The organism is Streptococcus mitis (assembly GCF_946190065.1).
Classification (GTDB): Bacteria; Bacillota; Bacilli; order Lactobacillales; family Streptococcaceae; genus Streptococcus; species Streptococcus mitis_DE.
This window is the reverse complement of the sequence record NZ_CAMHZD010000003.1, coordinates 107,772-131,631: the sequence shown is the minus strand read 5'-3', so window position 1 is coordinate 131,631 and position 23,860 is coordinate 107,772. Positions and strand designations below refer to the sequence as shown.

Here is a 23,860-nt window from a genome sequence, read left to right as displayed (position 1 = left end):
TTCTTTATCAGTATAGCACTTAGTAAAACAAGATGCAAGCGTTTTCCTAAAATTAAAATAAAAGAAAAATCGCAACAGATTTTGTTACGATTTAGCCAGTCTTTCTTTATGAATTTGAGAAGCCAGCAGGTGGAGGTGGTAGAATAATTCTGAAGTAGAGAAGTTACGACTGTAGATAAGTGGTTTGGGAGAGTTGGTGACAGGAAAGGTAGTGATCACAATATCGTGAGGGATTTGATTGAGAACTGAGAAAGAAATCGTAGATTCTTCCCACGAATCAAATAGATAGAGATTGTTGCCGTAGTGAGTTAGGGTATCGATTAGGCTTTGTGCATGACGGCTATCCAGATGACTAATAACCAAAACGCGTATTTTTGGAAGTTTTTGAAGCAGTTGGACTAAAATCCGATGCCCTTGGATGGTGAAGGTGTAGATCATCTCTTGTAGCTTACTTGACTTACTGTTTAGCCCCATCTCAGTCAAATAAGATTGGAATTTGTGTTGACTTACTTCAAATAGTTTTGGAAATTCTGCTTGATAATTGCTTAAAATCCGGGATTTCTGTTTGTCGAGAGACTGGTTACTGAGTAAATGAAAGAAATCAGATTGGGCAGTGTAGTGGATGAGCCAAATCAATTCCTCACGATTTTCAATCTGTAAGTGAAATTCTTTAGCTAACTCTTCTAAGATTTGACTCAATAAACGGTAGGATTTTTGGATATGATGAATATCACCCAGCGCTCCGTTGTTAGGATTGTTTGCAATTTGAAGAGATTTGATTGGGTTTGAAAATAGCTGTTCCAGTGTTTCCATTGTCGGTTCAAAGCAGAGTTTTTTAGCCATCTTCTTAATATTTTCTTCAAACTGCGGAATTTGCATGAGGGAGCCGTAATGGCTGGTCAAAAGAGGAGTAGGATTTTCAATGAAGTGACTTTTATTAAACCGCTCTAGATTGATAGCTAGGGTATATTTGATTTGCCGTAAGCTACTGAGGTTGGGTGAAACTTGTTGGGCATCCAAAAATAGCTGAATTAAGTGAGTGAGTGATTCTTCAGAAATAGAAGGGAAGGGCCAATCTAGAAAGTCGTAACTTTGGCTAAAGTAGTCTAGATAAAAGGCACGAATGTCCTCTTCTGTTCCCTTCATGACTAAAGGGGAAAGTTGGATTTTGATGCCATAGTGTTGGGGAAGTTTAGTATTTAGATGCTGGATGATTTCCTGAACTCGTTCGCAACTCATTACAAGTTCTTGACACATTTGCTCGAGTGATTGTCCCTCATTGAAAAACAACTGATTCAAAAAGGAGTAGGTTTCAGATTGTTTAAAAATCGCAGTCCTGGGATCCAAGGCGTTTTGGAAGTCAAACTGCAATTGAATGCCTTTTTTGCTTGATTGAAGCAGGAGGTTTGGAAATAATTGTTCAAGCTTAAAAAGGTGTTCTTGCAATTCTTCTATTGAAAAATTCAGCTTCTTAGCCAAGTCTGGAATTTCTATCCAATCATGGTGTTTGGTTAATTCTTCTAGTAAGAATAGCAAATCTTGTTCAGTCTTAGAAAGCAAGATATTCATCATAAATCTCCCTATATATTTATACATATATATTAAAAGAAAACTCTAGTAAAGTCAAGAAAAATAGCCTAATATAAAATAGGAAAATCGTAATTTACTATATTTTTGTGAACTACTAAGCTGAAAATGAAATTTGCAAAGTGAAAGTTGAATTTAATTTTTTATAGGAAAAGATTTTGTCAAAAATTCGTTAATCCCCTTGAAAAATCTAGCTAAATAAGGTATAATATGAGTAATCATTTGTCGTAGGTTTTGTCTGAAATATTGTCCAGACAAGGCTCACAGCAGTTAAATCTTCTGAAAAAGTCAGATTTAGCTGCTCTTTTTGTGCTTTTTTTCAGGTTTTTGAGTGCTTGTAACAAAGATTTAAAGATTCTGAAAATTCGTCAAAGGGACACGGTGATAGGGGTTTTAAAAACCATATGACGATTAGAAAAGCCTGATTGACAAGGCTTGGAATTTATTTACAAAGGAGAATCATCTTGGCAGGACATGACGTTCAATACGGGAAACATCGTACCCGTCGTAGTTTTTCAAGAATCAAAGAAGTTCTTGACTTACCAAATTTGATTGAAATTCAAACGGATTCATTCAAAGATTTCCTAGATCACGGTCTTAAGGAAGTATTTGAAGATGTATTGCCAATTTCAAACTTCACAGACACAATGGAGTTGGAATTTGTTGGCTATGAAATCAAGGAACCAAAATACACGCTTGAAGAAGCTCGTATCCACGATGCTAGCTACTCAGCACCAATTTTTGTAACCTTCCGCTTGATCAATAAAGAAACAGGCGAAATCAAGACCCAAGAAGTCTTCTTTGGTGATTTCCCAATCATGACCGAAATGGGTACTTTCATCATCAATGGTGGTGAACGTATTATCGTTTCTCAGTTGGTCCGCTCACCAGGTGTTTACTTTAACGACAAAGTAGACAAGAACGGTAAAGTGGGATATGGTTCTACTGTTATCCCTAACCGTGGAGCTTGGTTGGAACTTGAAAGCGACTCAAAAGACATCGCTTATACTCGTATCGATCGTACTCGTAAGATTCCATTTACGACCTTGGTTCGTGCGCTTGGTTTCTCAGGTGATGACGAAATCTTTGATATCTTTGGTGATAGCGAATTGGTTCGCAACACCGTTGAAAAAGATATCCACAAGAATCCAATGGACTCTCGTACAGACGAAGCTTTGAAAGAAATTTATGAACGCCTTCGTCCAGGTGAGCCTAAGACTGCTGAAAGCTCACGTAGCTTGCTTGTAGCTCGTTTCTTTGACCCACGTCGCTACGATTTGGCAGCTGTTGGTCGTTACAAGATCAATAAAAAACTCAATGTTAAAACACGCTTGCTCAACCAAACCATTGCGGAGCCATTGGTAGACCCTGAAACTGGTGAAATCTTGGTAGAAGCGGGTACCGTTATGACTCGTAGCGTGATCGAAAGTATCGAGAGTCACTTGGATGGCGACTTGAACAAAATTGTTTATATTCCAAACGATGCAGCTGTTTTGACAGAACCAGTTGTCCTTCAAAAATTCAAGGTTGTTGCCCCAACTGACCCAGACCGTGTTGTCACTATCATTGGTAATGCCAATCCAGATGACAAGGTCCGTATCGTCACTCCTGCAGATATCCTTGCTGAGATGAGCTACTTCCTCAACTTGGCTGAAGGACTTGGTCGTGTAGATGATATCGACCATCTTGGAAACCGTCGTATCCGTGCGGTTGGTGAATTGCTTGCCAACCAAGTACGTCTTGGACTTTCTCGTATGGAACGTAATGTCCGCGAACGTATGTCTGTTCAGGACAATGAAGTCTTGACACCACAACAAATCATCAACATCCGTCCTGTAACAGCTGCAGTTAAAGAATTCTTTGGTTCATCACAGTTGTCACAGTTCATGGACCAACATAACCCACTTTCTGAGTTGTCTCACAAACGCCGTTTGTCAGCCTTAGGGCCTGGTGGTTTGACACGTGACCGCGCTGGATATGAAGTCCGTGACGTGCACTACACTCACTACGGTCGTATGTGTCCAATCGAGACACCTGAAGGACCTAACATCGGTTTGATTAACAACTTGTCATCTTACGGACACTTGAACAAATATGGTTTTGTTCAAACACCATACCGTAAGGTTGACCGTGAAACAGGTGTTGTCACAAATGAAATCGTTTGGTTGACAGCTGATGAAGAAGATGAATTTACTGTAGCACAGGCTAATTCTCGTCTGAATGAAGATGGAACATTTGCTGAGAAAGTTGTCATGGGACGTCACCAAGGGGTCAACCAAGAGTATCCAGCTAATGTTGTTGACTACATGGACGTATCACCAAAACAGGTAGTTGCCGTTGCGACAGCATGTATTCCTTTCTTGGAAAACGATGACTCCAACCGTGCCCTCATGGGAGCCAACATGCAACGTCAGGCTGTGCCATTGATTAATCCTAAAGCACCTTACGTTGGTACTGGTATGGAATACCAAGCAGCCCACGATTCAGGAGCTGCTGTGATTGCTCAGTATGACGGTAAAGTTACTTATGCAGATGCTGACAAGGTAGAAGTTCGTCGTGAAGATGGTTCATTGGACGTTTACCACATCCAAAAATTCCGTCGTTCAAACTCAGGTACTGCCTACAACCAACGTACGCTTGTTAAAGTTGGGGATGTCGTTGAAAAAGGCGATTTCATAGCTGACGGACCTTCTATGGAAAATGGAGAAATGGCGCTTGGACAAAACCCAATCGTTGCTTACATGACTTGGGAAGGTTACAACTTCGAGGATGCCGTTATCATGAGCGAACGCTTGGTTAAAGACGATGTCTATACATCTGTCCACCTTGAAGAATACGAATCAGAAACGCGCGATACAAAGCTTGGGCCTGAAGAAATTACTCGTGAAATTCCAAACGTTGGTGAAGATGCCCTTAAAGACCTTGACGAAATGGGTATTATCCGTATCGGTGCTGAGGTTAAAGAAGGCGATATCCTTGTAGGTAAAGTAACACCTAAGGGTGAGAAAGACCTTTCAGCTGAAGAACGTCTCCTGCACGCTATCTTTGGAGACAAGTCTCGTGAAGTTCGTGATACTTCTCTTCGTGTACCACACGGTGCCGATGGTGTCGTTCGTGATGTTAAGATCTTTACACGTGCAAATGGAGATGAGTTGCAATCAGGTGTTAACATGCTGGTTCGTGTCTACATCGCTCAAAAACGTAAGATCAAGGTCGGAGATAAGATGGCCGGACGTCACGGAAACAAAGGGGTTGTCTCTCGTATCGTTCCTGTAGAAGACATGCCTTACCTTCCAGACGGAACTCCAGTCGATATCATGTTGAACCCACTTGGGGTGCCATCACGTATGAATATCGGTCAGGTTATGGAGCTTCACCTTGGTATGGCGGCTCGTACTCTTGGTATTCACATCGCTACACCAGTCTTTGACGGAGCAAGTTCTGAAGACCTTTGGTCAACTGTTAAAGAAGCAGGTATGGATAGTGATGCCAAAACAATCCTTTACGATGGACGTACTGGTGAACCATTTGATAACCGTGTGTCAGTTGGTGTCATGTACATGATCAAACTCCACCACATGGTTGACGATAAATTGCACGCGCGTTCAGTCGGACCTTACTCAACCGTTACCCAACAACCACTCGGAGGTAAAGCTCAGTTTGGTGGACAACGTTTCGGTGAGATGGAGGTTTGGGCTCTTGAAGCCTACGGTGCCTCAAATGTCCTTCAAGAAATCTTGACTTACAAGTCTGACGATATTAACGGACGTTTGAAAGCTTATGAAGCTATTACAAAAGGAAAACCAATTCCAAAACCAGGTGTTCCAGAATCCTTCCGAGTTCTTGTCAAAGAATTGCAATCTCTTGGTCTTGACATGCGTGTCCTAGACGAAGATGACCAAGAAGTGGAACTTCGTGACTTGGATGAAGGAATGGACGAAGATGTCATCCACGTAGATGACCTTGAAAAAGCCCGCGAAAAAGCAGCACAAGAGGCTAAAGCAGCCTTTGAAGCTGAAGAAGCTGAGAAAGCAACAAAAGCGGAAGCAACAGAAGAAGCTGCTGAACAAGAATAAGCAGTTCACTTAGAATAGAAAGGGAAGAAATAGTGGTTGATGTAAATCGTTTTAAAAGTATGCAAATCACCCTAGCTTCTCCAAGCAAAGTCCGTTCATGGTCTTATGGAGAAGTCAAAAAACCTGAAACAATCAATTACCGTACCTTGAAACCAGAACGTGAAGGACTCTTTGATGAAGTTATCTTTGGTCCTACAAAAGACTGGGAATGTGCTTGTGGTAAGTACAAACGCATTCGTTACAGAGGGATTGTTTGTGACCGCTGTGGGGTTGAAGTAACGCGTACGAAAGTTCGTCGTGAGCGTATGGGACATATCGAATTGAAAGCTCCTGTATCTCACATCTGGTACTTCAAGGGGATTCCAAGCCGTATGGGCTTGACCCTTGATATGAGCCCTCGTGCCCTCGAGGAAGTTATCTACTTTGCGGCTTATGTGGTGATTGATCCTAAGGATACACCACTTGAGCACAAGTCTATCATGACAGAGCGCGAATACCGTGAGCGCTTGCGTGAGTATGGTTATGGATCATTCGTTGCCAAGATGGGTGCCGAAGCTATCCAAGACCTTTTGAAACAAGTAGATCTTGAAAAAGAAATTGCTGAACTCAAAGAAGAGTTGAAAACAGCTACTGGACAAAAACGTGTTAAAGCCATCCGTCGTTTGGATGTTTTGGATGCCTTTTACAAGTCTGGAAACAAACCTGAATGGATGATTCTTAACATCCTTCCGGTTATTCCACCAGATCTTCGTCCAATGTTGCAGTTGGATGGTGGTCGTTTTGCCTCATCTGACTTGAACGACCTTTACCGCCGTGTTATCAACCGTAACAACCGTTTGGCTCGTTTGCTTGAGTTGAACGCACCAGGTATTATCGTTCAAAATGAGAAGCGTATGCTTCAAGAAGCGGTTGACGCTTTGATTGACAATGGTCGTCGTGGTCGTCCAATCACAGGACCAGGTAGCCGTCCACTTAAATCATTGAGCCACATGCTTAAAGGTAAACAAGGACGCTTCCGTCAAAACTTGCTCGGTAAACGTGTGGACTTCTCAGGACGTTCCGTTATCGCCGTTGGTCCAACTCTTAAGATGTACCAATGTGGTGTGCCACGTGAAATGGCGATTGAGCTCTTTAAGCCATTCGTGATGCGTGAAATTGTTGCCCGTGATATCGTGCAAAACGTCAAAGCGGCTAAACGCTTGGTGGAACGCGGAGATGAGCGTATCTGGGATATTCTTGAAGAAGTGATTAAAGAACACCCAGTGCTTTTGAACCGCGCACCGACCCTTCACCGTTTGGGTATCCAAGCCTTCGAGCCAGTCTTGATTGATGGTAAGGCCCTTCGCTTGCACCCACTTGTCTGTGAAGCCTACAATGCCGACTTTGACGGGGACCAAATGGCCATCCACGTACCGCTTTCAGAAGAAGCCCAAGCAGAAGCTCGTATCTTGATGCTCGCTGCTGAGCATATCTTGAACCCGAAAGATGGTAAACCAGTTGTTACTCCATCTCAGGACATGGTTTTGGGTAACTACTACTTGACCATGGAAGAAGCTGGTCGTGAAGGTGAAGGAATGGTCTTCAAAGACCGTGACGAAGCGGTTATGGCTTACCGTAATGGCTATGTTCACCTTCACTCACGTGTTGGTATCGCAACAGACAGCCTCAACAAACCTTGGACAGAAGAACAAAAACACAAGGTCTTGCTTACAACAGTTGGTAAAATCCTTTTCAACGACATCATGCCAGAGGGTCTACCATACTTGCAAGAACCAAACAATGCCAACTTGACAGAAGGCGTTCCAGCTAAATACTTCTTGCAACTTGGTGGAGATATCAAGGAAGCAATCAGCAAACTTGAACTCAACCCTCCATTCAAGAAGAAAAACCTTGGGAATATCATCGCTGAAATCTTCAAACGTTTCCGTACGACAGAAACTTCTGCCCTACTTGACCGCATGAAGAACCTCGGTTACCACCACTCAACTCTTGCAGGATTGACAGTGGGTATTGCCGATATCCCAGTCGTTGATGACAAGGCTGAAATCATTGAAGAATCACACAAACGTGTAGAACAAATCACAAAACAATTCCGTCGTGGTATGATCACAGACGACGAGCGTTACAATGCTGTTACAGCTGAATGGCGTGCTGCCCGTGAAAAACTAGAGAAACGCTTGATTGCCAACCAAGATCCTAAGAACCCAATCGTTATGATGATGGACTCTGGAGCCCGTGGTAACATCTCAAACTTCTCACAGCTTGCCGGTATGCGTGGTCTGATGGCGGCTCCGAACGGACGTATCATGGAATTGCCAATCCTTTCAAACTTCCGCGAAGGTTTGTCGGTATTGGAAATGTTCTTCTCAACTCACGGTGCGCGTAAAGGTATGACCGATACGGCCCTTAAGACAGCCGACTCAGGTTACTTGACTCGTCGTTTGGTTGACGTTGCCCAAGACGTTATCATTCGTGAGGACGACTGTGGAACAGACCGTGGTCTCTTGATCCGCTCTATAGCAGAAGGAAAAGAGATGATTGAGTCTCTCGAAGAGCGTCTCAATGGTCGCTACACTAAGAAAACTGTTAAACACCCAGAAACTGGTGCAGTGATCATCGGTCCAAATGAGTTGATTACAGAAGACAAGGCGCGTGAAATTGTCAATGCTGGTGTGGAAGAAGTAACTATCCGCTCTGTATTTACATGTAACACTCGTCACGGTGTCTGCCGTCACTGTTACGGTATCAACTTGGCGACTGGTGATGCGGTTGAAGTTGGTGAAGCAGTTGGTACAATCGCTGCCCAATCTATTGGGGAACCTGGTACACAGCTTACAATGCGTACCTTCCACACGGGTGGGGTTGCCTCAAATACCGATATCACTCAGGGTCTTCCTCGTGTCCAAGAAATCTTTGAAGCCCGCAATCCTAAAGGGGAAGCGGTTATCACAGAGGTTAAAGGACAAGTTACTGCTATCGAAGAAGATGCCTCAACTCGTACTAAGAAAGTCTTTGTTAAGGGTGAAACTGGCGAAGGTGAATATGTCGTTCCATTTACAGCTCGTATGCGTGTCGAAGTTGGGGACCAAGTAGCGCGTGGTGCTGCTCTTACAGAAGGTTCTATCCAACCAAAACGTCTCCTTGCAGTTCGTGATGTCTTGTCAGTTGAAACGTACCTTCTTGGTGAAGTACAAAAAGTTTACCGTAGCCAAGGGGTAGAAATCGGTGACAAACACATCGAGGTAATGGTACGTCAAATGATCCGTAAAGTGCGTGTTATGGATCCAGGTGACACAGATCTTCTCATGGGTACTCTCATGGATATCAATGACTTTACAGATGCTAACAAAGATGTCCTTATCGCAGGTGGAGTTCCAGCGACAGGTCGTCCAGTCCTTATGGGAATTACCAAAGCCTCACTTGAAACAAATAGTTTCTTGTCAGCGGCTTCCTTCCAGGAAACAACTCGTGTCCTTACAGATGCGGCTATCCGCGGTAAGAAAGACCATCTCCTTGGACTTAAAGAAAATGTTATCATCGGTAAGATCATCCCAGCAGGTACTGGTATGGCTCGTTACCGTAACCTTGAACCACATGCTATCAACGAAGAAGAATATCTTAATCCTCCAGTAGAGGAAGAAGGAAATGAAGAAACAACAGAAGTAGTTGTGGATACTGCCGTTGAAACTGTGGAAGAAACAGTAGAATAAAAGAGTGAGAGAGCCTTCGGGTTCTCTTTCTCTTTTCTGAAAACTTTCTCCCTTTTTCCATGAAATGTGGTAAAATAAAAGAAAGAAGCTGACAAAGGAGACAGGTATGGAACAAACATTCTTTATCATTAAACCAGACGGTGTAAAAAGAGGACTAGTGGGGGAAGTGTTGAAACGCATCGAACAACGTGGATTGACAATCGAAAAATTGGAGTTACGTTCAAAGGTTTCAGAAGACTTGATTGACCAGCACTATCAGGACTTGGTTGGCCAAAGTTTTTACCCGCCGATTCGTGAATTTATGACTTCAGGACCAATCCTTGTAGGCATCATTTCTGGTCCTAAAGTAATCGAAACTTGGCGGACCATGATGGGAGCAACTCGTCCAGAAGAAGCTTTACCAGGAACGATTCGAGGTGATTTTGCAAAAGCGGCTGGTGAAAACCAAGCTATTCAAAATGTTGTACATGGTTCAGATTCAGAAGAGTCAGCTAAGCGAGAAATTGCTCTTTGGTTTGACGGAAAGTAGTAAAAGTTTGATGTAAGGGTTACTTGCATCAAACTTTTTTGCATTTTAGAGTAGAAAACTGACAGTTGAGAAATATTCTAGCAATGGGGAGGATTTCTAGCCTATAATAAGAGCAAGTAAGGGAGGAAGAATGATGGAAAAAATGAAAAAGCAAATTCGTATTTTGTTATTGCTGACAGTTTTTGGCCTTAGTAGCTGTTCTTGTTTAAGTTTATCGACTTGGGCCTTGATGTTAAATCAAAACTGCTTCTATTATTTAGTTGGCATGTTGCTCCTTGCCAGTATTGGGGCAGGGATAAACTACTATAGTGGACAGCAAAATCAATCTTATTCAGTTTTTAAGGAAGATAAGCGACAATTCTTGTATAGTCTGTTGCTCTTAGTAAACATTTTGGGTTTAGCTTTAATTGTCATAGAACATATCCTTGCAGGAAATACATCCGTAGAAGGGTTTGTGGAAGCCTTTCTACCGAGTTTCTTTTTCTTATTTGGTATTGATTTGTTGGTTTTTCTACCAATTCAGAAGTATGTAAATGGATTGAAAAAGATTTTGGGAAAGAAGGAAATCTGTTTTATTAGTGGACTAGCTATTCTAATCTTTCTCAGAAATCCTTGGATGGTATTGTCCATGACCTTTTATATTGCCTTGGGAATGCTATTTCTAGGACTGTTGGTGCCAAAAGTCATTCGCTGGGAAGTTTCATTTTACAGTCATTTGATGAGAGATATCTTGTTAGTCGTTTTTTTGCTGTTTCTATTTTAAATATAAAAGAAGTGAAGGTCCAAGTTTTACAATTTATAATATGGAATTCATAGATAATATCTCGACAAAGGACAACTTTTTGGTATAATAGAAACATGTACACTAAAAACGAAGAAGAGTTACAGTCTTTAGGTGAACGTTTGGGCTGTTTATTAGAAAAGAATGATGTCTTAATTCTAACTGGAGAACTTGGAGCAGGCAAAACGACCTTTACAAAAGGTCTTGCTAAAGGGTTACAGATTACTCAGATGATTAAGAGTCCAACCTATACTATTGTGAGAGAGTATGAAGGTCGTCTTCCTCTTTATCATTTAGATGTTTATCGTATTGAGGGGGACGCTGATTCTATCGATTTAGATGAGTTTCTCTTTGGTGGCGGCGTGACTGTCATCGAGTGGGGACATCTTTTAGGTGATGCCTTACCAGATACCTATTTAGAATTGGAAATTCTAAAAGAAGAAGACGGTCGCAGACTACATTTCCAAGCAAAGGGTTTGCGTGCAGAAAAACTCTTAGAGGAGCTTCAACATGGAGTATGAATTGCTCATTAGAGAAGCAGAACCTGGTGATGCTGTTGAGTTAGTATCATTTTTAAATCGTGTCAGTGTAGAAACAGATTTTACCAGTCTGGACAGTAATGGCATTTTGATGACAGATACTGATATGGAGTTGTTTTTGGATAAACAGGCACACTCTGAAAATCAAATCACTTTACTGGCCTTGCTGAATGATGAAATTGCTGGTCTTGTGAATATCACAGCTGATCAACGCAAGAGAGTTCGTCATATTGGAGATCTCTTCATTGTGATTGGTAAGAAGTATTGGAATAATGGACTGGGAAGTTTGTTACTTGAAGAAGTCGTAGAATGGGCACAGACTAGTGGCATTCTTCGTCGACTTCAACTCACTGTCCAAACTCGTAATCAGGCTGCAGTTCATTTATATCAAAAGCATGGCTTTGTAATTGAAGGTAGACAAGAGCGCGGTGCATACATAGAAGAAGGGGAATTTATAGATGTTTACCTGATGGGTAGACTAATAGATTAATAGAAATATGGTTAAAAAAATTATTGGAATGGTGCTAGCTTTTCTAGCCGTGACAGTTTTGGGTGTGGGTGTTTTTGCTTATACTATTTATCAGCAAGGTACAGAAACCTTATCACGGACCTATAAAAAAATTGGGGAAGAAACCAATGTTATTGAGGCGACTGAACCCTTAACGATTCTTTTGATGGGGGTTGATACTGGAAACGTGGAACGAACGGACCCTTGGGAGGGGAATAGTGACTCTATGATTCTCTTAACGGTTAATCCGCATACGAAAAAAACCATGATGTTGAGTTTGGAACGTGATATCCTGACGAAAATTCAACATAAAGATGGTAGTATTGAAGAAGCGAAGTTAAACGCTGCCTATGCTGGTGGTGGTGCAGAGTTGGCTATTTCAACTATTCAGAAGATGATGAATATTCATATTGATCGCTATATTATGGTCAATATGCACGGATTGCAACAATTAGTTGATGCAGTTGGTGGAATTACCGTTAATAACACTCTAGGATTCCCGATTTCTATTAGTGACCAAGAGGAATTTAATACCATTTCTATTGGTGTTGGGCAACAAACTCTAAATGGAGATGAAGCTCTTGTTTATTCTCGCATGCGCTACCAGGACCCAGAAGGGGACTACGGACGTCAGAAGCGTCAGCGTGAAGTCATTCAAAAGGTTGTTGAAAAAGTTCTTAGCTTGAATAGTGTTAGTCACTATCAATCTATCTTAAAAGCCCTAAGTACCAATATGCAGACTAATATTGATCTATCTGCGAAAAGTATTCCGAACTTGTTGGGTTATAAAGATTCATTTAAAACCATTGAATCACAACAGTTGAAGGGTGAGGGAGAGATGTTGCAAGGTATTTCTTACCAGATTGTTTCTAGAGAGCATATGTTGGAAATGCAGAATATATTGCGACGTTCTTTGGGACAAGAAGAAGTCACTCAGCTTGAAACAAATGTTGTCTTATTTGAAGATTTGTTTGGACGGGTGCCTGTTGATAATGGGGATAATCAACAACAAGGCGTCTTTGTAACAAATGAAGTAGAATAGTTTGTTTTTTGATACAAATAAAAAATCAATCGTGGGAAATTTCCTGCGATTTTTTCAAAAAAATACGAATAGATAGGTAGGAGGAAACATGAAAGCAGAAATCATTGCTGTTGGAACAGAGATTTTGACAGGACAGATTGTCAATACCAATGCTCAGTTTTTGTCGGAAAAACTAGCAGAGATTGGGGTAGATGTATATTTTCAGACGGCTGTAGGAGACAATGAAGCTCGTCTCTTGTCTTTGCTCGAAATTGCCAGTCAACGTAGTAGTCTAGTGATTTTGACAGGTGGTTTAGGGCCAACTGAGGACGATTTGACCAAACAAACTCTGGCTAAATTTTTAGGGAAAGAATTAGTCTTTGATCCTCAGGCGCAGGAGAAGTTGGATGTCTTTTTTGCCCAGAGACCAGACTATGCCCGAACACCGAATAACGAAAGACAAGCTCAACTTGTAGAAGGAGCGATTCCACTGCCAAATGAAACAGGACTGGCTGTGGGAGGAATATTGGAAGTCGATGGAGTGACCTACGTTGTCCTTCCAGGTCCACCAAGTGAATTAAAACCTATGGTTTTAAACCAACTTCTACCCAAGTTGATGACAGGGAGCAAGCTGCATTCCCGAGTTCTTCGTTTCTTTGGGATTGGCGAGAGCCAGTTGGTTACGATTTTGTCTGATTTGATTGATAATCAAACCGATCCGACCTTGGCCCCTTATGCTAAGACAGGAGAAGTCACTCTGCGTCTGTCAACAAAAGCTAGCAGCCAAGAAGAGGCGAATCAAGCGTTGGATATCTTGGAAAATCAAATCTTAGGTCGCCAGACCTTTGAAGACCGTTCTTTACGAGACCTTTGTTATGGTTATGGGGAAGAAACTAGTTTGGCCAGCATTGTGGTAGAAGAACTGAAAAGGCAAGGAAAAACCATCACGGCTGCAGAGAGTTTGACGGCAGGTCTTTTCCAAGCTACTGTGGCTGATTTTTCGGGTGCTTCCAGTATATTTAAGGGTGGTTTTGTGACCTATAGCTTGGAGGAAAAATCAAAGATGTTGGATATTCCTACCAAGGATTTGGAAGAACAGGGTGTGGTGTCTGAATTTGCAGCTCAGAAGATGGCTGAGCAGGCACGAATCAAGACCCAGTCTGATTTTGGCCTTAGTTTGACTGGAGTGGCAGGACCAGACAGCCTAGAAGGCCATCCAGCTGGGACAGTCTTCATAGGCTTGGCTCAAAAGCAAGGAACTGAGGTCATCAAGGTCAATATCGGAGGTAGAAGTCGAGCAGATGTACGTCATATTGCGGTTATGCATGCCTTTAACCTAGTTCGCAAGGCTTTATTAAGTGACTAACTTTTGATATAATAGTAGATAGGTCTAAGGACCATTAGAATGTAGGAGAATAGAATGGCGAAAAAACCAAAAAAATTAGATGAAATTTCAAAAAAATTCGGGGCTGAACGTGAAAAAGCCTTGAATGACGCTCTTAAATTGATTGAGAAAGACTTTGGTAAGGGTTCAATCATGCGTTTGGGTGAACGTGCAGAGCAAAAGGTGCAAGTGATGAGTTCAGGTTCTTTAGCTCTCGACATTGCCCTTGGTTCAGGTGGTTATCCTAAGGGACGTATCATTGAAATCTATGGACCAGAGTCATCTGGTAAGACAACAGTTGCCCTTCATGCAGTTGCGCAAGCGCAAAAAGAAGGTGGGATTGCAGCCTTTATCGATGCGGAACATGCCCTCGATCCAGCTTATGCTGCGGCCCTTGGTGTCAACATTGACGAATTGCTCTTGTCTCAACCAGACTCAGGAGAGCAAGGTCTTGAGATTGCAGGAAAATTGATTGACTCAGGTGCAGTTGATCTTGTCGTAGTCGACTCAGTTGCGGCCCTTGTGCCTCGTGCGGAAATTGATGGAGATATCGGAGATAGCCACGTTGGTTTGCAGGCTCGTATGATGAGCCAGGCCATGCGTAAATTGGGTGCTTCTATCAATAAAACCAAAACAATTGCCATCTTCATCAACCAATTGCGTGAAAAGGTTGGGGTCATGTTTGGAAATCCAGAAACAACTCCTGGTGGACGTGCTCTGAAATTCTACGCCTCAGTGCGTTTGGATGTTCGTGGAAGCACGCAAATCAAGGGAACTGGTGACCAAAAAGATACCAATGTCGGTAAAGAAACTAAGATCAAGGTCGTTAAAAACAAGGTGGCCCCACCGTTTAAGGAAGCCTTCGTTGAAATCATGTACGGAGAAGGGATTTCTAAGACTGGTGAACTTTTGAAGATCGCAAGCGACTTGGATATCATCAAAAAAGCAGGGGCTTGGTACTCTTACAAGGATGAGAAAATCGGGCAGGGTTCTGAAAATGCTAAGAAATACTTGGCAGAAAACCCAGAAGTCTTTGATGAGATTGACCATCAAGTCCGTGTTCAATTTGGTTTGATTGATGGAGAAGAAGCTGCTGAAAGCAAAAAAGATGAAGCAGTTCAAGCAGATTCAGTGAATGAAGAAGTAACACTTGACCTAGGCGACGAACTTGAAATCGAAATTGAAGAATAAGCTGTTAAAGTAGTGGAGAAATTCACTGCTTTTTCGTTGTCTTTTTCTGGTTTTCAGCTCACGCATAGTTTGCTGTTTCTTGTCGCTCTTTTAGAAAGCTGATATAATAGCCTTATGAATAAAAAACGAACAGTGGACCTGATTCATGGTCCTATTCTTCCTTCGCTTTTGAGTTTTGCCTTTCCAATCTTGCTGTCCAATATTTTCCAACAGCTCTATAATACTGCTGATGTCTTGATTGTTGGACGTTTTCTTGGTCAAGATTCCTTGGCTGCGGTTGGGGCAACAACTGCTATTTTTGATTTGATTGTAGGTTTTACTCTTGGTGTTGGCAATGGCATGGGAATTGTCATTGCCCGTTATTATGGAGCTCGGAATTTCACTAAAATCAAGGAGGCAGTAGCAGCCACCTGGATTTTAGGTGCTCTTTTGAGTATTGTAGTTATGCTGCTGGGGTTTGTCGGTCTGTATCCACTCTTGCAATATTTAGATACTCCTGCAGAAATTCTTCACCAGTCCTATCAATATATTTCTATGATTGTGACCTGTGTCGGTGTCAGCTTTGCCTATAATCTCTTTGCAGGTTTGTTGCGGTCCATTGGGGACAGTCTAGCAGCCCTTGGTTTTCTGATTTTCTCTGCCTTGGTTAATGTGGTTCTGGATCTCTATTTTATTACGCAACTGCAACTGGGGGTTCAATCTGCGGGCCTTGCTACCATCATTTCGCAAGGCTTATCAGCGGTTCTCTGCTTTTATTATATTCGTAAGAGTGTGCCAGAACTTTTGCCTCAAATCAAGCATTTCAAATGGGACAAGGCCTTGTACGCGGATCTCTTGGAGCAAGGTTTGGCTATGGGTTTGATGAGTTCAATTGTGTCCATCGGCAGTGTGATTTTACAGTCTTCTGTTAATACCTTTGGTGCCGTAATTATTAGTGCCCAGACGGCAGCTCGACGCATTATGGCCTTTGCCCTTCTTCCTATGACCGCTATTTCTGCCTCGATGACGACCTTTGCTTCTCAGAATCTAGGAGCTAAGCGTCCAGACCGCATTGTTCAAGGACTTCGAATCGGCAGTCGTTTAAGTATATCCTGGGCAGTTTTTGTTTGTATCTTCCTCTTTTTTACCAGTCCAGCCTTGGTTTCCTTCTTGGCTAGTTCGACAGATGGTTACTTGATAGAAAATGGAAGTCTGTACTTGCAAATCAGTTCAGCCTTTTATCCTATTTTGAGTCTCTTGTTGATTTATCGCAATTGTTTGCAGGGTTTGGGGCAAAAAGTCCTTCCGCTGGTTTCTAGCTTTATCGAACTAATTGGGAAAATTGCTTTTGTTGTCTTGATTATCCCTTGGGCAGGCTATAAGGGAGTTATCCTGTGCGAACCCCTTATCTGGGTTGCCATGACCATCCAACTGTATTTCTCACTGTTTCGTCACCCCTTGATAAAAGAAGGCAAGGCAATCTTGGTAACCAAAGTGCAACCCTAGTTGGATTTACTGAATAAAATCCATTTCCTCTAGTGAAAATCGAAAAAACTTGTGTTATAATAAGAAAGATTAAAATGTGAAAAAAGGAGATTCCTAATGGGACGTAAATGGGCCAATATCGTAGCCAAGAAAACGGCTAAAGATGGAGCTAACTCTAAAGTATATGCAAAATTTGGTGTAGAAATCTATGTAGCAGCTAAAAAAGGTGATCCAGATCCAGAATCAAACTCAGCCTTGAAGTTCGTTATCGACCGTGCTAAACAAGCTCAAGTACCAAAACACGTTATCGATAAAGCTTTGGATAAGGCTAAAGGAAACACAGACGAAACCTTTACAGAAGGACGTTACGAAGGTTTTGGACCGAATGGTTCTATGCTGATTGTTGATACTTTGACTTCAAATGTCAACCGTACAGCGGCCAATGTCCGTGCAGCCTTTGGTAAAAACGGCGGAAACATGGGTGCTTCAGGTTCGGTTTCATACCTCTTCGATAACAAGGGTGTTATTGTATTTGCAGGTGAAGATGCCGATGCAGTCTTTGAGCAATTGCTTGAAGCAGATGTGGATGTGGATGATGTAGAAGCAGAAGAAGGTACAATTACAGTTTACACAGCTCCAACTGACCTTCACAAGGCTATCGTTGCCCTTCGTGAGTCAGGTGTCGAAGAATTCCAAGTGACTGAATTGGAAATGATTCCTCAGTCAGAAGTGGAATTGTCAGGTGATGACCTTGAAACGTTTGAAAAACTTTACAGCGTTCTTGAAGACGACGAAGACGTGCAAAAAATCTACACAAACGTAGATGGGTTCTAATTTAACCTAAAAAACATGATCCTAAGTGAGAAAATCACTTGGGATTTTTTCAATCAAGAAAATAGTTCTCTAGGGAACTTTTTTCTTGACATCTTTTTTCAAAGTGGTAAAATAGTTCTCATGAAAACTTAATTAGTTCCTAGGAGAACTAAATTCGATAGTTAGAAAGGAATTAGTATGGATAAACCGATGTTGGTCTTTAAGCGTTTTGGTCATCAGATTCATCTGATGGTGCAAAAGGAAGCCAAGCGTTGTGGCATTGAATTTATGGGTGGACCGCAAGGTCAGGTTGTACGTTTTTTGGATAGCCGTGAGGAAAACCAAAACTTGGTCTTGATTAAAGATATCGAGCAGGAACTCAATATTACCAAGTCTGTGGCGAGTAACTTGGTCAAGCGTATGGTACAAAATGGTTTGGTGGAATTGGAGGCGAGTCCTGTCGATAAGCGGGCTAAGTTTGTTCGTCTGACGGACAAATCGCGTTCTCAAATGAAGCAGGTTAAAGCCTTCTTTGAACGCATTGACAACCAGTTGATGGCAGACATTGATGAAGATGAATTACTGATTTTTGAGAAAGTCCTCAATCAACTACAGGAAAATATCAAGAGAATAGGAGGAGAGAATGAAGAAATTAGCTAAACGAATTAATAGAAAAGAATGGGGGATGATTTTTCTAGCCGTTCTCTTTACATGCTTTTCTGTCTATCTAGAGTTGGAAGTTCCGACCTATATCTCGAAAATTACGGATTTGCTGGGAAGTCAAGGAACCAACTTGGATGAGTTATGGCAACCAGCAGGTATGATGGTCGGAATGTCTTTTTTTGCCTTCTTGTCCGCAGTCGCAGTTGGATTTTTTGCATCCAGAGTGGCTGCTTCTTACACTAGTAGGTTGAGAAGTGACATTTTTAACCGAGTTTTGGATTACTCACAGACAGAGATTAAGAAATTCTCTATTCCCAGCCTCTTAACTCGTACCACCAATGATATAACTCAAGTTCAGATGTTGATTACCATGGGCTTGCAAGTGGTTACGCGTGGTCCGATTATGGCTATCTGGGCTATTGGGAAGATTTTAGGCCATTCAGAATACTGGCTCTGGGCAGTACTTGTGGCAGTGATTGTCAATGTTTTGATGACAACAGTTTTGATGACGCTAGCCTTTCCAAAACAGTCCTTGATTCAAAGTCTGACTGATAAACTGAATAGTATCACTCGGGAGAGTTTAACAGGTATTCGCGTTGTTCGTGCCTACAATGCTGAAAAGTACCAAGATGAAAAATTTGCAGCAGCAAATGATGAATTGACCCGTTTGAATTTGTTTGTAAACCGTCTCATGGCCATTTTGAATCCCATCATGATGGGGATTTCAAGTGGTTTGAGTGTGGCGATTTACTGGATTGGTGCCTATGTGATTAACGATGCTGCTCCGACAGCACGTCTGCCTCTCTTTAGTGACATGGTTGTTTTCATGTCTTATGCTATGCAGGTTGTTATGGGCTTTCTTCTCATGGGGGCGCTCTTCATCGTTCTTCCCCGAACTATGGTCTCTGCCAAGCGGATTAATCAGGTTCTAGATTTGCATTCTTCTATCCAAAATCCTGCTCAAGTGCAGCTGGCTGATGAAAACCTTAAAGGTCAGGTCGAATTTAAGGATGTGACCTTCCGCTATGCTGCAAATTCGGAGGCAGTTATCGAGAATGTTAGCTTTAGAGCAGAAGCTGGCCAAACAGTTGCCTTTATCGGCTCAACTGGTTCTGGTAAGTCAACTCTAGTCAATCTGATTCCACGTTTCTATGACGTATCAGCAGGAGAAATTCTAGTGGACGGAGTTAATGTTCAAGATTACGGTTTGGAAGATTTGCGCAATAGGGTCGGCTATATTCCACAAAAAGCTGTTCTCTTTTCAGGTGATGTCAAGGGCAATCTAGACTTTGGACGTAGCCAAGAAACACCGCTTAGTGAACAAGCTATGTGGCAAGCCTTAGAATTGGCCCAGTCTAAGAACTTTATCGAAGATAAGGAAGCGGGATTAGAGTCAGAAGTAGCCCAAGGAGGAACCAACTTCTCAGGTGGACAAAGACAGCGTCTGGCGATTGCGCGTGCCTTGGCTCGGAAGCCAGAAATCCTCATCTTTGATGATTCCTTCTCGGCCTTGGACTATAAGACAGACCGTGTCCTACGCCAAGAGCTAGCAGAGAAAACAAAGTCTATGACCAAGCTTATCGTCGCACAGCGTATTTCAACGATTATGGATGCAGATTTAATTTTGGTCTTGGATCAAGGAAAAGTCGTGGGACAAGGTACCCACAAGGAACTTCTAGCTAATAACGAAGTTTACCAAGAAATTGCCTATTCTCAACTATCGAAGGAGGAATTGGAACATGGAAAATAAGAAAATGTCTCTTTGGAAACAGAGTAAACCCTATCTTGCAGGTCTCCAGTTTGCCCTTTTGATTGCCTTTCTAGCAACAATCGTATCCAATATCATTACTGTTTATGGCCCAACCCGTATAAAGGAGATGACCAATATCATTGCCAGTGGTCTGGAAACCAGTGTGGATGTCGCGGCGGTTGCAGCTATTGGTGGTTTTTTAGCCGTGATTTATGTGATCGGACTTCTATCAAATTATTTACAGGCATTTCTGTTTACAACAGCTATTCAACGTTTTTCAGAGCGTTTAAGAACAGCCATTGCAGAGAAAATTAATCGCCTACCATTGAGATATTTTGATGGACACTCTCAAGGAGATACCTTGTCTCGTGTAACCAATGACGTTGACACTGCAGCCCAATCCCTCAATCAAAGTCTGGGAACAGTTCTTTCATCCACTTTATTGGTCGTGGCAGTCTTGGTGACCATGTTTGGGATGAACTGGATTTTAGCCTTGGTGACGGTTGTGTCAACTCTTGTTGGCTTTGCCTTCGTATCCGTCTTTATGGGCAAATCGCAGGGCTTTTTTAAGAGTCAGCAACAGGATTTGGCAACTGTCAATGGCTATGTGGAGGAAATGTACTCTGGCCATAATGTGGTGACCAGTTACAATGCCATCGAGAGTACGAAAGAAGAGTTTGCGAAATTAAACAATCGTCTGTATGATAGTATCTGGAAATCTCAATTTATTTCAGGGATTATGATGCCGATTATGATGTTCATTGGGAACTTTAGCTATGCCTTGGTGATTATTGTTGGTGCAGCCTTGGCCTTAAATGGGCACATCAGTATCGGGATTATCGTTGCCTTTATGGCCTACGTTCGTATCTTTTCTCAGCCTCTTTCACAAATTGCCCAAGGGATTACTAGTCTTCAGCAGGCTAGTGCAGCCATGGGACGTGTCTTCGAATTCCTAGCTGAAGAGGAAATGGAAGACGAATCCCATAAAGAAAGACAATTGAGCGATATGAAAGGTCAAGTAGTCTTTGATCGAGTCTCTTTTGGTTACACACCAGAGCGAACCATCATCCATGACTTTTCTGCGACTGCTCATGCAGGTCAAAAGGTTGCCATTGTCGGACCGACCGGAGCTGGTAAGACAACCATTGTCAATCTTTTGATGAAGTTCTATGAGATTGATAAGGGAAGTATCCGCATCGATGGTGTGGATACCAAGGAGATGAAGCGTTCGGAAGTACACGATGCCTTTTCAATGGTCTTGCAGGATACTTGGCTCTTTGAAGGTACTATCCGAGATAATCTCATCTATAACCAAAAGGGGATTAGTGATGAGAGTGTGATTGAAGCCAGCAAGGCTGTAGGGATTCACCACTTTATCATGACTCTACCAGATGGTTACGATACCGTCTTGGATGATACAGTTACCTTGTCTGTCGGGCAAAAACAACTCTTAACTATTGCTCGTGCTTTGTTAAAAGATGCGCCACTCCTAATCCTAGATGAGGCGACTTCTTCTGTTGATACCCGTACAGAGGAATTGATTCAGAAAGCTATGGATCGTTTGATGGAGGGCAGAACTTCCTTTGTCATCGCTCACCGCTTGTCAACCATCCGTAATGCTGATCTTATTCTGGTTATGAAAGATGGCAATATCATCGAGCAAGGAAATCATGACGAGCTAATGATGCAAGCTGGTTTCTACGCTGACCTCTACAACAGTCAATTTACAGAAGACGAAGCAGAAGAATAAATCGAAAGAAGGCTTGACGGCCTTCTTTTTCTGCACTATACTAGAAGGCAAGTGCTTCCCTGCAAGCAATACTCTTCGAAAATCTTTTCAAACAGCGTCAGCTTCGCCTTGTCGTAGGTATGGTTACTGACTTTGTCAGTCCTATCCACAACCTCAAAGCAGTGCTTTGAGCAGTCTGCGGCTAGCTTCCTAGTTTGCTCTTGGATTTTCATTGAGTATAAAATTTGAGTAAGTGATGAGAAAATATATGAAAAATTATCAAGAATGGTATGACCACATTGCTGGTAACATTGGAAATAAGCCCTTTCTTCTGAGCTTGTTAAGATCTTTCAATCGGTTTATGACAGCAGTTATGCCTATGATTTATCTAACCTTGTTAGCAACTACCTATCTCCAACAAGGACTTGGAAAACAGGTCTTGATCTATGTGTTTATCCCTGCATCAGATTTTGTGATTTTGTCCTTTCTTCGTAAGAAAATCAATGCCCCTAGGCCTTATGAGGAATGGGATATTAAACCCTTGCTTGACAGAGATAGTCCTGGTCAGTCTATGCCTAGTCGTCATGTCTTTTCAGCAACCATTATTTCCATGGCTTGCTTGCATGCTAGTCTAACTATGGGGATGATTTGTTTGATATTATCAGCCTTCCTAGGTCTAGTGAGAGTCTTAGGTGGAGTGCATTTTCCAAAGGATGTAGTAGTTGGTTATATTTGTGCTCTTGTGTGGGGTGTGATTTTCTTTCTATGTTGACCTGTAAGTTAAGGTGATCCCACAACCACTTACGAGTCTAAAGTAACCACTTGCTTTTTTGCTCTTGTTTTCTTATTTTCCCTTTGATATAGTAGAGTCAGAAAGGAGATGGAATGAAGTTACGAATCGAAATTGACAGTAATGTAGAGGAAACTGAAATTGTCATCAAGGCAGCGGCTTTGACAGATGAGATTGCGGATTTGCAGCGTCTCTTGCAAGAGTCCAAGTCTCCTAGGTTGATTTTTTACAAGGGGACAGGTGAATATTATCTGGACTTATCGGAAATTCTCTTCTTTGAGACGGAAGGTAGCAAGATTTATGCCCATACCCAGAAAGATGCCTACGAGGTTCGGCTTAAACTCTATGAGTTAGAGGCTATCCTTCCTCGCTATTTTAGTCGGGTATCCAAGTCAACGATCGCTAATATTCGGCAAGTTTACTCGGTTGACAAGTCCTTTTCAGGAACGGGCACCATTTCCTTTTATCAAACCCACAAGGAGGTTCATGTCTCACGGCATTACCAATCCCTCCTAAAAGAAAATCTAAGAAACATGAGGTAAGAACATGAAAAAGAAAGCATTTGGTATTGTGTTGCTAGTATTGGCAGCTTTAATATTATTACAAGGAAATTTTGGAATCCCTTCATTCGGTGGGCAAATTTGGCCCTTGCTTGGTATTGCATTTTTTGCCTATCAATCAGTTGGAGCTTTGTTGCGTCGTCACTTGACTTCAGCCTCTTTTACAGCTCTAGTAGCCTTAATGATTGCTAACCACTTTTATGGCATTTTACCAATTCCTAATCAGTCATTGTTCTGGGCAAGTATTTTAATCGTAATGGGTGTCAGCGCACTCACTCATTCTAACAGAACTTGGAATGGGAAAAAATGGTGGTATGATGGTAAAAAGACCATTCTTATAGATAAGGAAGTTGCTTTTGGGACTGGGACTTTCTACAAGCAAAATCAAGAATTGGTAGACGACCAAGTAGAAGTTGGTTTTGGAAATGCCAAAATCTATTATGACAATGCAGAGATGTTGGGAGATAGCGCAACTCTGAAAGTGGAAGTCGGTTTTGGGAATGCAGTTATCTATGTTCCCCAACATTGGGGAGTTGATTTAAAGGTAGAAACTTTCTGTGGCGTAGCCAAGGCAGATACTCCTCTAGCGCCAACCAGCAAAACCTTGATTATCCGTGGAGATGTGGCCTTTGGGAAGTTGGGAATTGTCTACGTTAAATAAAAAAATCTTCCAATTCCCTTGCAAAAATGAAGAAAGTGTGATAACATAGTACAGTATGTGGTGCTAGCACATCCGCTATATTAGATCTAATAGGAGGAAAACAC

At 42.0% G+C, this 23,860-nt stretch carries 18 protein-coding genes; 17 read left to right on the top strand and 1 reads right to left on the bottom strand.

Annotated elements, in window-relative coordinates:
* Nucleotides 1–84: 84 nt before the first annotated feature.
* Nucleotides 85–1,569, bottom strand: a complete 1,485-nt coding sequence (locus tag OCF96_RS02565; RefSeq protein WP_261445999.1) for an AcpB/EbpR/MafR family transcriptional regulator — start codon at nucleotides 1,567–1,569, stop codon at nucleotides 85–87.
* A gap of 482 nt (nucleotides 1,570–2,051) precedes the next feature.
* On the opposite strand from OCF96_RS02565, the gene rpoB reads away from it, so the two are divergent.
* The 17 genes from rpoB (at nucleotide 2,052) to OCF96_RS02480 (ending at nucleotide 23,756) form a co-directional block, all read left to right on the top strand.
* Nucleotides 2,052–5,663 (top strand): DNA-directed RNA polymerase subunit beta, encoded by a 3,612-nt coding sequence (gene rpoB, locus OCF96_RS02560; protein ID WP_261445980.1) that lies wholly within the window; start codon nucleotides 2,052–2,054, stop codon nucleotides 5,661–5,663.
* Nucleotides 5,664–5,695: 32 nt separating this feature from the next.
* Nucleotides 5,696–9,373 carry a DNA-directed RNA polymerase subunit beta' gene (gene rpoC, locus OCF96_RS02555; protein WP_261445978.1) on the top strand — a complete coding sequence of 1,226 codons (3,678 nt, stop codon included), beginning with the start codon at nucleotides 5,696–5,698 and terminating at the stop codon, nucleotides 9,371–9,373.
* 106 nt (nucleotides 9,374–9,479) lie between these two features.
* Entirely contained in the window at nucleotides 9,480–9,902 is a 423-nt protein-coding gene (gene ndk, locus OCF96_RS02550; RefSeq protein WP_261445972.1) for a nucleoside-diphosphate kinase, read from the top strand.
* 133 nt (nucleotides 9,903–10,035) lie between these two features.
* Nucleotides 10,036–10,665 (top strand): competence protein, encoded by a 630-nt coding sequence (locus OCF96_RS02545; RefSeq protein ID WP_261445969.1) that lies wholly within the window; start codon nucleotides 10,036–10,038, stop codon nucleotides 10,663–10,665.
* A 95-nt stretch (nucleotides 10,666–10,760) separates the two neighbouring features.
* Complete coding sequence (tsaE, locus tag OCF96_RS02540; protein WP_261445967.1) at nucleotides 10,761–11,204, top strand: tRNA (adenosine(37)-N6)-threonylcarbamoyltransferase complex ATPase subunit type 1 TsaE; 444 nt, start codon at nucleotides 10,761–10,763, stop codon at nucleotides 11,202–11,204.
* On the top strand, nucleotides 11,194–11,712 hold the full coding sequence (locus OCF96_RS02535) for a GNAT family N-acetyltransferase (RefSeq protein ID WP_261445960.1): 519 nt from the start codon (nucleotides 11,194–11,196) through the stop codon (nucleotides 11,710–11,712). Before tsaE ends, OCF96_RS02535 begins: the two co-directional genes overlap by 11 nt.
* A gap of 7 nt (nucleotides 11,713–11,719) precedes the next feature.
* Nucleotides 11,720–12,772: a glycopolymer--peptidoglycan transferase LytR gene (gene lytR, locus OCF96_RS02530; protein ID WP_261445959.1), complete on the top strand. Its 1,053-nt coding sequence runs from the start codon at nucleotides 11,720–11,722 to the stop codon at nucleotides 12,770–12,772.
* Nucleotides 12,773–12,860: 88 nt separating this feature from the next.
* Nucleotides 12,861–14,117 carry a competence/damage-inducible protein A gene (locus OCF96_RS02525; protein WP_261445958.1) on the top strand — a complete coding sequence of 419 codons (1,257 nt, stop codon included), beginning with the start codon at nucleotides 12,861–12,863 and terminating at the stop codon, nucleotides 14,115–14,117.
* Between the two features lie 54 nt (nucleotides 14,118–14,171).
* Nucleotides 14,172–15,326, top strand: coding sequence for a recombinase RecA (recA, locus tag OCF96_RS02520; protein WP_084862809.1), 1,155 nt, complete (start codon nucleotides 14,172–14,174; stop codon nucleotides 15,324–15,326).
* Nucleotides 15,327–15,440: 114 nt separating this feature from the next.
* The gene (locus tag OCF96_RS02515; RefSeq protein WP_261445948.1) at nucleotides 15,441–16,811 is read left to right on the top strand and encodes an MATE family efflux transporter; all 1,371 of its coding nucleotides are present in this window, start codon (nucleotides 15,441–15,443) and stop codon (nucleotides 16,809–16,811) included.
* A 96-nt stretch (nucleotides 16,812–16,907) separates the two neighbouring features.
* Nucleotides 16,908–17,624 (top strand): YebC/PmpR family DNA-binding transcriptional regulator, encoded by a 717-nt coding sequence (locus OCF96_RS02510; protein ID WP_000532883.1) that lies wholly within the window; start codon nucleotides 16,908–16,910, stop codon nucleotides 17,622–17,624.
* Nucleotides 17,625–17,801: 177 nt separating this feature from the next.
* A complete protein-coding gene (locus tag OCF96_RS02505; protein ID WP_261445939.1) occupies nucleotides 17,802–18,263 on the top strand; it encodes a MarR family winged helix-turn-helix transcriptional regulator in 462 nt (153 codons plus the stop codon).
* Nucleotides 18,247–20,016 (top strand): ABC transporter ATP-binding protein, encoded by a 1,770-nt coding sequence (locus OCF96_RS02500; protein WP_261445937.1) that lies wholly within the window; start codon nucleotides 18,247–18,249, stop codon nucleotides 20,014–20,016. Before OCF96_RS02505 ends, OCF96_RS02500 begins: the two co-directional genes overlap by 17 nt.
* The gene (locus tag OCF96_RS02495) at nucleotides 20,006–21,766 is read left to right on the top strand and encodes an ABC transporter ATP-binding protein (RefSeq protein WP_261445935.1); all 1,761 of its coding nucleotides are present in this window, start codon (nucleotides 20,006–20,008) and stop codon (nucleotides 21,764–21,766) included. The genes OCF96_RS02500 and OCF96_RS02495 overlap by 11 nt, the downstream gene beginning before the upstream one ends.
* A 247-nt stretch (nucleotides 21,767–22,013) precedes the next feature.
* Nucleotides 22,014–22,517 carry a phosphatase PAP2 family protein gene (locus tag OCF96_RS02490; protein WP_261445934.1) on the top strand — a complete coding sequence of 168 codons (504 nt, stop codon included), beginning with the start codon at nucleotides 22,014–22,016 and terminating at the stop codon, nucleotides 22,515–22,517.
* A gap of 113 nt (nucleotides 22,518–22,630) precedes the next feature.
* Nucleotides 22,631–23,077 carry a LytTR family DNA-binding domain-containing protein gene (locus OCF96_RS02485; RefSeq protein ID WP_261445932.1) on the top strand — a complete coding sequence of 149 codons (447 nt, stop codon included), beginning with the start codon at nucleotides 22,631–22,633 and terminating at the stop codon, nucleotides 23,075–23,077.
* A gap of 4 nt (nucleotides 23,078–23,081) precedes the next feature.
* Nucleotides 23,082–23,756: a LiaF transmembrane domain-containing protein gene (locus tag OCF96_RS02480; protein ID WP_261445931.1), complete on the top strand. Its 675-nt coding sequence runs from the start codon at nucleotides 23,082–23,084 to the stop codon at nucleotides 23,754–23,756.
* The last annotated feature ends 104 nt before the right edge of the window (nucleotides 23,757–23,860 follow it).